We start from the raw sequence: 9,674 nt of genomic DNA, 5'->3' as shown, positions 1-9,674 counted from the left end.
CCTGCCCGGACGGCTCCACCGCCCTGTTCCCGGCGGTCAAGCCCTTCCTGGTGAAGATCTGCATTGAGGACCGCAAGGTGCTGGTCAGCCCCATTCCGGGCATGTTCAGCGAAGCGGAAAATGGTGACCAGGTATGATGCGTGTGGATGTGGCGACCCTGTTTCCGGAGATGTGCCAGCGGGTGCTGGACGAGAGCATCCTGGGCCGGGCCGCAAAACGAGGCTATATCGAGACCCACTGCCACCAGATCCGGGACTACACCCTGAACCGGCAGAAGCAGGTGGATGACTATCCCTACGGCGGCGGCTGCGGCATGGTAATGAACGCCCAGCCCATCTATGACTGCTGCCAGGATATCATCCGTCAGGTGGAGGAACAGGGCCGTCAGCGGCCGCATATTATATTTATGACTGCGGCGGGCCAGCGGTTTTCCGAAGAGACCGCCAAGCGTCTTGCCCAGTACGACAGCCTTCTTCTGGTTTGCGGCCATTACGAAGGCATGGACGAGCGGGTGATCGAGGAGCTGGCGGACGAGGAGATCAGCATCGGCGACTATGTGCTCACCGGCGGCGAGCTGGCCGCGCTGGTGGTGGCAGACAGCGTGCTGCGTCTGCAGCCCGGTGTGTTGTCTCAGCCGGAGGGCTATCAGGATGAAAGCCACTGGAACGGCCTGCTGGAGTACCCCCAGTACACCCGCCCGGAGGAGTGGCGGGGCAAAAAGGTTCCGGAGGTCCTGCTCAGCGGCCATCATGGCAATATAGACAAATGGCGGCGCGAGCAAAGCTTGGAACGCACCCGTATCCGGCGTCCTGATTTGTACGAAGTGTATCAAAATGAGCATAATCAGAACCACAAAAAGTAATTAATATCAATAACGTTGAAAATTTTCGGGATTTCATATGAGATTGTTGAAAACTAAGTGGTTGTTTTGCACAAAGAAACGTTTCCGGCATTTTCTGGATTCGGGAAACTGACAAAATTGCACAAATGTACTGTACAATCGGGTGAGAATGGGCTATTATAACAACCAGAAGCCCATCTAATTTTAGAAATAGGAGCGAATGAATCATGTTTGTTAAAGAAGTTACCGTTGAGAACAAAGTCGGCCTGCATGCCCGTCCTGCTACCTTCTTCATCCAGAAGGCCAACGAGTACAAGTCTTCCATCTGGGTCGAGAAGGAAGAGCGCCGCGTGAATGCCAAGAGCCTGCTGGGCGTTCTGAGCCTGGGCATCGTGGGCGGCACCACCATCCGCATCATCGCTGACGGCGCCGACGAGCAGGCTGCCGTGGAAGGCCTGGTAAAGCTGGTAAACTCCGGTTTCGCTGAGTAATTTCTTTGCTTTCATAAATCAAAGGGCGGGTTTTGAAAAACCCGCCCTTTTTCTGCTTTTGCCCCACAGCGGGGCATACTGGAGGATAGCGGCCCCGCAAAACCCGGCCGCAGAAGGAGGACCCCCATGACCAAGGCTGAACTGCACGAAAAAGCGAAGATGCTCCCCCTGATGCCGGGGGTCTACATCATCCGGGATAAAAGGGATGAGATCATCTACATCGGCAAGGCCAAGCGGCTGCGCACCCGGGTGAGCCAGTATTTCCGCGAGGGCGTCCCCCACGATGCCAAGGTCACCCAGATGATCGAGCATGCCTTCAACTTCGACGTGATCGTCTGCCAGAGCGAGTTCGAGGCCCTGGTGCTGGAGGCCAGCCAGATCAAGGCCCACACGCCCAAGTACAACATCCTTCTGAAGGACGACAAGGGCTACAGCTATGTGAAGATCACCAGGGAGGAATACCCCCGCATCTCGGCGGCGCTGCAGAAGGAGGAGGACGGGGCGGAGTACATCGGCCCCTTCACCAGCAGCTTTGCGGTGCGCCAGATGGTGGAGACTGCTCAGGACGCGTTCCTGCTGCCCCGGTGCAACCGGCGCTTTCCCCAGGAGATCGGCAAGGGCCGCCCCTGCCTGAACGCTCACATCGGCAAGTGTATGGCTCTGTGCAGCGGCAAGATCAGCAAGGAGACCTATAACCAGGCGGTACAGGGAGCCATCCGTCTGATCCGCTACGGCAAAAAGGACATTGTGAAGACGCTGGAGCAGCGCATGGAAGAGGCCGCCGAGCGGCTGGACTTTGAACAGGCCGCCCTGCTGCGGGATCAGATCGCCGCCATCAAAAAGGTGTCGGCCGGGCAGAAGGTGGTGGTGGATGAGAGCACCCAGATGGATGTGATCGCCTTCGCCGGAGCGGGGCAGAACAGCTGCGCCGCCATTTTGCGCTACCGTACCGGCCGTTTGACCGACAAGCGGGAGTTTCTGTTCCGGGGCACCGCCGATCTGGACGCCCTGCGGGAGGAGTTCCTGCCCCGTTACTATCTGGACGGGGAGGAGATCCCCAAGGTCATCGCGGTGGATGTGCTGCCCGAGAGCCATGAGGCTCTAACCCAGCTGCTGGAGGAGACCCGGGGCACTAAAGTGCAGCTGTATGTGCCCCAGCGGGGCGACACCGCCAAGCTGGTGAGCATGGCCTACACCAATGCGGTGGAGCGCCTTGCCCGGGAGAGCGGACGCACTGACCGGAGCCAGCGCCTGCTGGACGAGGCCGCCGCGGTGCTGGGCCTGCCCGAGCCGCCCGCGGTGATTGAGAGCTACGATATCTCCAACTGGGGCGAGGGCACCAGCGTCTGCGGTATGGTGGTGTTTGAAAACGGCCGCCCCAAGAAAAGCGGCTACCGGCGCTTTAAAATGCGCACCGTGGCGGGCACCGACGACTTCGCCAGCATGGCCGAGGCGCTGAGCCGCCGGGCCGCCGAATACGAAAAGGGTACGGCGGGCCAGTTCTCGGTGCTGCCCAGCGTGATCTTGCTGGACGGCGGCAAGGGCCAGGTGAGCGCGGTGAAGGCGGCGCTGGCAGGTACCGCCCTGGCGGCGGTGCCCCTGTTCGGCATGGTGAAGGACGATCACCACCGCACCCGGGCCATCGTGACCGCGGACGGCGGCGAGATCTCCATCAGCGTGCACCGGAACATCTTCACCTTCATCTCCTCCATTCAGGACGAGGTACACCGGTTCTCCATCGCTTACCAGCGCCAGAACCAGAAGAAGAAAGCCTATGCCTCCAGCCTGACCGCCATTCCCGGCGTGGGCCCGGCCACCGCCAAGGCACTGCTGGCCCATTTCAAATCGGTGGGTGCGGTGCGCGAGGCCGATGTGGATGAGCTGACCAATGCCAAGGGTGTGGGCCAGAAGGCAGCCCAAACCATCTATGACTATTTTCACCCCCAAACGGAGGACTGATCTATGGACCAGAACACATTGCACGAACGTTTTGCCGAAGCGGCGGAGTACTATGCCGGCCGCAAGGGCAGCCGCCCCACCCTGGAGCAGGAGGACACTGTGGCCCTGCTGCGGGAAACCCAGGAGATCTACGGCCATATTCCGCCCCAGGCGCTGGAGACCATTTCCGTCTGCACCGGCTATAAAGTGCCGCTGCTGGAAAAGCTGATCCGGTTATATCCCAGCCTGAAGCTGGGGGCCGCCGCCCACGAAATCGTGGTGTGCAGCGGCGGGCGCTGTGGCGCGAAAAATGCCGCTCTGATGGATCGGCTGAAAAAGGGATTGGCCCAGCTGCCCGAAGGAACTGCAGTACTGCGCACCCAGAACTGCTTCAAGCAGTGCGGCAAGGGGCCCAACATCCAGGTGGACGGAACGCTCTGGAACGGCTGTGATGCCGCCGCAGTGGACCGGATTCTGGAAATGCTGCGGCCGAAAAAAGGGTAAATCAACGGTAAGGGCTCACGCCTTTCTGCTTGACAAAGCGGCCGGTGCGGGCCATAATGGAAAAAACAAAGGGACAGGAAAGGGAGGTGGACCCCCATGCGCGTAATCTCAGGCTCTGCCCGGGGAACAAAGCTGGCGGCCCTGCCGGGAGAAGATATAACAAGGCCTACGGTGGACCGGGTGAAGGAGGGCATGTTCAGTGCTCTGCAGTTCATCCTGCCGGGAGCGAAGGTACTGGACCTGTTCGCGGGCAGCGGGCAGCTGGGCATCGAGGCGCTGAGCCGTGGCGCGGCCAGCTGTGTGTTTGTGGATCAGGACCGGGGCGCGGTGCGCATTGTGGAGCAGAACTGCAAGGCTGCCGGAGTGCAGGCCCAGGGCCAGATCCGAAATACCAGGGCGGACACGTTCCTGGCAAGCTGCGGCGAGCAGTTCCACATCGTATTGCTGGACCCGCCCTACCGCCACGATACGCTGGCACAGATCCTGCCTCAGGTGGCGCGGGTGACCGCGCCTGGCGGCACCGTGCTGTGCGAGAGCGAGCTGGCAGCCAATCTGCCGGACGAGTGCGAGGGCCTTTGCAAGAAAAAACAATACCGTTACGGCACCGTATTGGTGACCCGCTATGAAAAGGAGCGAGAAGAATGAACATCGACGAGTTGCTGGACCTGATGGAAGAAACCATGGAAGAGGCCTCCGGCCTGCCGTTCTCCGGCAGCAAGCGGATGGTGGACATTGACAAAATGCGGGACATCATCGACGAGGTGCGCCTGAACATGCCCACCGAGATCCGCCAGGCCAAGGCCATCGTGAACGACCGGGCGGACATCATCGCCAGCGCCAAGCGGGAGGCTGAGGCCATCGTGAAGAAGGCCGAGGACCGGGCCCGGGTACTGGTGGGCGAGGAGCAGATCGTGCGGGCTGCCCAGCAGCGCGCGGCGGAGATCCTCTCCAGCGCACAGAGCCAGTCCCGCGAGATGCGCACCACCGTGACCGACTACTGCGAAAACATGCTGCGCATCACCGAGGAGCAGCTGGCCCGCAACGCGGCGGAGGTCAAGACCGTGCGCGCCAACCTGCGCCAGAACGCGAAGAACAATAACGGCTGATTTGGCTGTCAGTCATCAGAGCCCCGTGCCCGCCCGAACCGGCAGGCACGGGGCTTTTTGCTTGCTGCGGGCTGTGGAAAATCCGGTGAAAATACAAATCCTTGCCTGCGTGATTTACTGTGCGGCAGTGCCCGGCGGAAAGAATACACAAAACAGGAAAAATATGCAGCCAAACCACGAAAAAGCGGCATTGGGGCGAGATTTTTCACGATTCTTTTTCGGTGCAATATCTTGCAATTGAGGTGGGGGTAACGTATAATAATTGATACAGTGGGGAGAAGTGGGGGAAAGTGGAGAGTTTTCCACACCGGTGGAGCCGATGGGCAAAACCCGTGCCCCCGCGCGAAAGGAGGCGGCGCCGTATGTTGATGGGCGAGTACAACTATGCCATCGACGAAAAAGGCCGCCTGAATTTTCCCGCACGCTTTCGGGAGCAGATGGGTCAGGTGTTCGTCATCACACGCTGGATGGACAACTGCCTGGTCGCCTTCCCGGAGAGCGAATGGCAGCTCATCTGCGAAAAGCTGCAGGGCAAGAGCCTGGTCAAGACCCGCGAGATCCAGCGGTTCCTGTTCGCCATGGCCACCGAGGTCACGCCGGACAAACAGGGCCGGGTGCTCATCTCGCCCAGCCTGCGTACCCACGCGGGCCTGCAGAAGGATGTGACCATCATCGGTGTGGGCAAGCATGCCGAGATCTGGGACACTGCTGCCTGGCAGCAAAAACAGGCGGGCTTTGGTAGCGAAGAGCTGGAAGCCGCCATGGAAGAACTGGAACTGTAAGGGGGAACGCACATGGAATTCAGCCACATCCCCGTGCTTTTGAACGAATGCCTGGAGGGCCTGGCCATCGACCCGGCCGGCATCTATCTGGACGGCACCGCCGGAGGCGGCGGCCATTCCAGCCAGATTGCCAAACGCCTCACCACCGGCCGTCTGGTCAGCCTGGACCAGGACCCGGACGCCATCGAGGCGGCGGGCAAGGCCCTGGAGGGGCTGCCCGCCACACTGGTGCAGACCAACTTCTGCAACGCCCGCAGCGCCTTGTATGGGCTGGGCATCGAAAAGATCAATGGCGCCTTGCTGGATCTGGGAGTATCCTCCCATCAGCTGGACGATGCCTCCCGGGGCTTTTCCTACCGGCAGGACGCGCCGCTGGATATGCGCATGAGCCAGAGCGGCCCCACGGCGGCAGATCTGGTGAACACCGCCAGCCGGGAAGAGCTGGCCCGTATTCTGCGGGAGTACGGCGAGGAGCCCTATGCCTGGGCCATTGCCGGACGCATCGTGCAGCGCCGGGAGGAGACGCCCTTCGCCACCACCCTGCAGCTGGCCGATGCCATTGCCAGCGCCCTGCCCCCGGCGGTGCGTCGTAAGGACAAAAACCCCGCCCGGCGCAGCTTTCAGGCGCTGCGCATCGCGGTGAACAGCGAGCTGGATGTGCTCAGCCAGGGCATGGAGGAGATCTTTGATCTGCTTGCCCCCGGCGGACGCTTCGCCATCATCACCTTCCACTCGCTGGAGGACCGACTGGTGAAGAATAAATTCCGCCAGTGGGCCACCGCCTGCACCTGCCCGCCGGAGTATCCGGTCTGCGTGTGCGGGGGCAAGGCAAAGGGAAAGCTCATTACCCGCAAGCCCATCGAGGCCACCGCTGCCGAGCTGGAGGAAAACCGGCGCAGCCGGTCCGCAAAGCTTCGGGTGATCGAAAAGCTGGGCGACTGAATCGTATTCTGTTTCGGCAAAGGGGAGCCGGAACACCGATAAAACGCAAGGAACAAAAAAGGAGGTGAGCGCACATGGCACAGGCAGCCTATGAACTGGAACGGTTCGCGGACCGGCCATTGGACGTAAAACCCCGCATGAGAGCGGTACAGGGTAAAAAGCAGGCCATGAAGATCAGCGCTCAGGCCTATAAAACCGTGGCGGTAAGCTGCGTGATGATCATGCTCACCGTGGGCCTGCTGCAGAGCCAGGCCACCCTGACCCAGCTGACAACCCAGATTCAGAAAACCAATCAGCAGCTGGTCAATGCCCAGAGTGACTACAACTATCTGTCCGGCGTGCTGGACAGCAAAACAAACCTGAAAAACGTGGAGCAGATCGCTGCTCAGCTGGGGCTGATGAAGATGGATAAAAGCCAGATCACCTATGTGACGCTGGAAAACGAAAGCACCATCCAGCGGCCGGAGAGCGGTTGGCAGCGCATTTTGGATCTGCTGAACAACGGATTTCTGCGCCTGATGGATCATCTTGATCCCTGACCGCAAATGGAAAAAGCGTGCCGCCGCGCACGCTTTTTCGATTATCAGGGGGATTCGATCGGTTTCGCCCCCTTTATGCGCGGCAAAGACACTGATGCGAACAAAGGAAACACAGCCATGGCAAGAATGATGAATCCGCAAAAACCGCAAAAGCAACCGCCCAAACGCAGCTCGCTGCGTTACTGGCTGCTGGCGGGAGCATTTGCCTTCGGCGCTGCGATCCTGATCGGCCGGCTGGCCTGGCTGCAGATCGCAAAACACGATGAATACCGCATCCAGGCGGCCAACCAACAGCTGAAGGATGTGGCGGTGACCCCCGCACGCGGGCAGATCTACGATGCCAACGGCAAGGTGTTGGCCAAGAGCAGCATTGTGTGGACCATCGCTGCCGACCCCAGCCAGATCAGCGCATTGAAAGCGGCGGAGGGCGACGAGCGCCCCGCCGAGGAGCGCCGGGCCGAACGGGTGCGCACCGTGAGTGCCGATGTGGCCGGGATACTGGGCCTGGATGAAAATGAGGTTTACGATAAGCTCATCGATTCCGAGAGTCAGTATCAGGTGCTGGCCAAGCAGGTGGATAAGCCGGTGGCGGACCAGATCAAGGAGTACGCCAGCGAGAACAATCTGCCCATCACCGTAACGCAGGATACCAAGCGGGAATATCCCTACGGAGCCTTCGCCGCCAGTGTGCTGGGCTTTATGCATGCGGACGGCTACGGCTTCTATGGCCTGGAGGCCTATTACGAGGAAACGCTGGCCGGTACGCCCGGCCGTCTGGTGAGCATCAAAAACGGCCTGGGTGCCGAGATCGCCAACGATGAACGGGAGGAATACCCCGCACAGGACGGCAACAGTCTGGTGCTTACCCTGGATGCCAACATTCAGGCCATTGCGGAAAAATACCTGGAAAACTCGGTAAAGGTAAACAACGTAACCGAGCGCGGCGTGGTGATCGTGATGGACGTGAACACCGGCGCCATCCTGGCCATGGCCACCAAGCCGGATTTTGACCCCAACGATCCCATGACCATCTATGACCCCCAGCGGGCTGCCCTGCTGGAGGGCCTTTCCGATGAGGAGTACACCCAGGTACAGGGCTCCGAGCGCCAGCGCCAGTGGAAAAACAAGGCCATTACCGAGTTGTATACCCCCGGTTCGGTCTTCAAGCTGATCACCACCTCCGCTGCACTGGATTCCGGTGTGAGCACTCCCGGCACCACCTATTACTGCGGCGGCAGCTATCAGGTGCTGCCCGGTACCCAGCCCTATAGCTGTGCCGAAGGCGCCAATCATCAATGGCAGGACATGGGCAAGGTGCTGTACAACAGCTGCAACATCGCTACCATCCATGAGGCCGAGAAGATGGGCATCGAGACCTTCTCGGATTATTACAATGCCTTCGGCTTCACCGAAAAGACCGGCATCGATCTGCCGGCGGAGCAGGCCCCCTATGCGGGCATCTCCTACCATTCGGCGGATACCATGACTATTATCGACCTTGCGTCCACCAGCTTCGGTCAGGCCCAGAAGGTGACGCCCATCCAGATGATCACCGCAGTGGCGGCCGTCGCCAACGGCGGTTATCTGGTGCAGCCCTATATTGTGGATAAAATCGTGGACCAGGAGGGCAACGTGGTACAGGAGACCGAGCCCACCATCAAGCGCCAGGTCATCAGCGAAGAGGTCTCGCAGCGGGTGCTGAAGATGATGGAAGGCGTGGTGGACTACGGTGCCGCAGGCGCGGCTGGCCGCAACGCCTATGTGGCGGGCTATCACATCGGCGGCAAGTCCGGTACCAGTGAGAAGCTGGACCAGGGTGAACGCGAGGGCGGCGGCTACGAGAAGGTTTCCAGCTTCCTGGCGGTGCTCCCGGTGGACGACCCGCAGATCGCCATCCTGGCCTTTGTGGATGAGCCCCATGCGGAAACGGAATACGGTTCTATGCTGAGCGCCCCGCTGATCGGCAACATCATCAGTGAGGTTGCTCCCTATCTGGGCATCGAGATGGACGAGAGCCTGCTGCCCAGCGGCGATGTGACCGTGCCCAATCTGGTGACGCCCAACAATCCCAGCTACAGCCAGTGGGATCTGGCTCAGGTGGAGCTGAACAAGATCGGCCTTGCGCACCGAAAGGTGGGCAGCGGCGATACGGTGCTGGCTCAGTATCCCGAGGCAGGCACCAAGGTGGCCGCAGGTACCACGGTGTATCTGTATACCGACAGCACCGAATACACCAAGACCACCGTGCCGGATGTGACCGGCAAGAGCGCAGCTCTGGCCAGCCAGATGCTGGCGGGCTCCGGTCTGAACGTGCGCATCAGCGGCGATGAGAACGGGCAGGTAACCGCACAGGATGTGGCTGCGGGCACCGAGACGCCCATGGGTACGGTGGTGACCATCACTGCCGCAGCCGCGGCCGAACCGGCGCAGGATGCCGACACCTCTGCGGATGCATCCTCCGCCGATTCCGGTACAGATGCCGGAACCGATGCGGGCGGAGAAAACGGCGAGGGCTGATGCCACGCCGGAAA

Annotated in this window: 10 protein-coding genes; all 10 read left to right on the top strand. The window is 60.6% G+C overall.

Annotated elements, in window-relative coordinates:
• Positions 1-133 precede the first annotated feature (133 nt).
• The 10 genes from trmD (at position 134) to J7G73_RS01875 (ending at position 9,660) form a co-directional block, all read left to right on the top strand.
• On the top strand, positions 134-862 hold the full coding sequence (trmD, locus tag J7G73_RS01920; protein ID WP_247643423.1) for a tRNA (guanosine(37)-N1)-methyltransferase TrmD: 729 nt from the start codon (positions 134-136) through the stop codon (positions 860-862).
• A 206-nt stretch (positions 863-1,068) separates the two neighbouring features.
• Positions 1,069-1,332, top strand: a complete 264-nt coding sequence (locus J7G73_RS01915; RefSeq protein WP_058965751.1) for an HPr family phosphocarrier protein — start codon at positions 1,069-1,071, stop codon at positions 1,330-1,332.
• A gap of 126 nt (positions 1,333-1,458) precedes the next feature.
• Complete coding sequence (gene uvrC / locus J7G73_RS01910; protein WP_291245017.1) at positions 1,459-3,291, top strand: excinuclease ABC subunit UvrC; 1,833 nt, start codon at positions 1,459-1,461, stop codon at positions 3,289-3,291.
• 3 nt (positions 3,292-3,294) lie between these two features.
• A complete protein-coding gene (locus J7G73_RS01905) occupies positions 3,295-3,774 on the top strand; it encodes an NAD(P)H-dependent oxidoreductase subunit E (protein ID WP_087294360.1) in 480 nt (159 codons plus the stop codon).
• Positions 3,775-3,870: 96 nt separating this feature from the next.
• Positions 3,871-4,419, top strand: a complete 549-nt coding sequence (rsmD, locus tag J7G73_RS01900; protein WP_291245016.1) for a 16S rRNA (guanine(966)-N(2))-methyltransferase RsmD — start codon at positions 3,871-3,873, stop codon at positions 4,417-4,419.
• The gene (locus J7G73_RS01895) at positions 4,416-4,880 is read left to right on the top strand and encodes an HrpE/YscL family type III secretion apparatus protein (protein WP_058965758.1); all 465 of its coding nucleotides are present in this window, start codon (positions 4,416-4,418) and stop codon (positions 4,878-4,880) included. The genes rsmD and J7G73_RS01895 overlap by 4 nt, the downstream gene beginning before the upstream one ends.
• Positions 4,881-5,242: 362 nt before the next feature.
• Positions 5,243-5,662 (top strand): division/cell wall cluster transcriptional repressor MraZ, encoded by a 420-nt coding sequence (gene mraZ, locus J7G73_RS01890; RefSeq protein ID WP_087294364.1) that lies wholly within the window; start codon positions 5,243-5,245, stop codon positions 5,660-5,662.
• Positions 5,663-5,674: 12 nt separating this feature from the next.
• Positions 5,675-6,604 (top strand): 16S rRNA (cytosine(1402)-N(4))-methyltransferase RsmH, encoded by a 930-nt coding sequence (rsmH, locus tag J7G73_RS01885; RefSeq protein ID WP_087180384.1) that lies wholly within the window; start codon positions 5,675-5,677, stop codon positions 6,602-6,604.
• Between the two features lie 74 nt (positions 6,605-6,678).
• Entirely contained in the window at positions 6,679-7,143 is a 465-nt protein-coding gene (locus J7G73_RS01880) for a hypothetical protein (RefSeq protein ID WP_291245015.1), read from the top strand.
• Between the two features lie 117 nt (positions 7,144-7,260).
• The gene (locus tag J7G73_RS01875) at positions 7,261-9,660 is read left to right on the top strand and encodes a penicillin-binding transpeptidase domain-containing protein (protein ID WP_291245014.1); all 2,400 of its coding nucleotides are present in this window, start codon (positions 7,261-7,263) and stop codon (positions 9,658-9,660) included.
• Positions 9,661-9,674 lie beyond the last annotated feature (14 nt).

This window comes from Allofournierella sp. (assembly GCF_017889395.1).
Lineage (GTDB): Bacteria > Bacillota > Clostridia > Oscillospirales > Ruminococcaceae > Allofournierella.
Note: the sequence above shows the minus strand (reverse complement) of the source record. Positions and strands in the feature narration are given on the sequence as shown.

Excerpts from the sequence above, each read along its gene's own strand:
- J7G73_RS01880 (WP_291245015.1), top strand. The coding sequence starts at position 6,679 with ATGGCACAGGCAGCCTATGAACTGGAACGGTTCGCGGACCGGCCATTG.
- rsmD (WP_291245016.1), top strand. The coding sequence starts at position 3,871 with ATGCGCGTAATCTCAGGCTCTGCCCGGGGAACAAAGCTGGCGGCCCTG.
- J7G73_RS01915 (WP_058965751.1), top strand. The coding sequence starts at position 1,069 with ATGTTTGTTAAAGAAGTTACCGTTGAGAACAAAGTCGGCCTGCATGCC.
- J7G73_RS01875 (WP_291245014.1), top strand. The coding sequence starts at position 7,261 with ATGGCAAGAATGATGAATCCGCAAAAACCGCAAAAGCAACCGCCCAAA.
- J7G73_RS01905 (WP_087294360.1), top strand. The coding sequence starts at position 3,295 with ATGGACCAGAACACATTGCACGAACGTTTTGCCGAAGCGGCGGAGTAC.
- uvrC (WP_291245017.1), top strand. The coding sequence starts at position 1,459 with ATGACCAAGGCTGAACTGCACGAAAAAGCGAAGATGCTCCCCCTGATG.
- rsmH (WP_087180384.1), top strand. The coding sequence starts at position 5,675 with ATGGAATTCAGCCACATCCCCGTGCTTTTGAACGAATGCCTGGAGGGC.
- J7G73_RS01895 (WP_058965758.1), top strand. The coding sequence starts at position 4,416 with ATGAACATCGACGAGTTGCTGGACCTGATGGAAGAAACCATGGAAGAG.
- trmD (WP_247643423.1), top strand. The coding sequence starts at position 134 with ATGATGCGTGTGGATGTGGCGACCCTGTTTCCGGAGATGTGCCAGCGG.
- mraZ (WP_087294364.1), top strand. The coding sequence starts at position 5,243 with ATGTTGATGGGCGAGTACAACTATGCCATCGACGAAAAAGGCCGCCTG.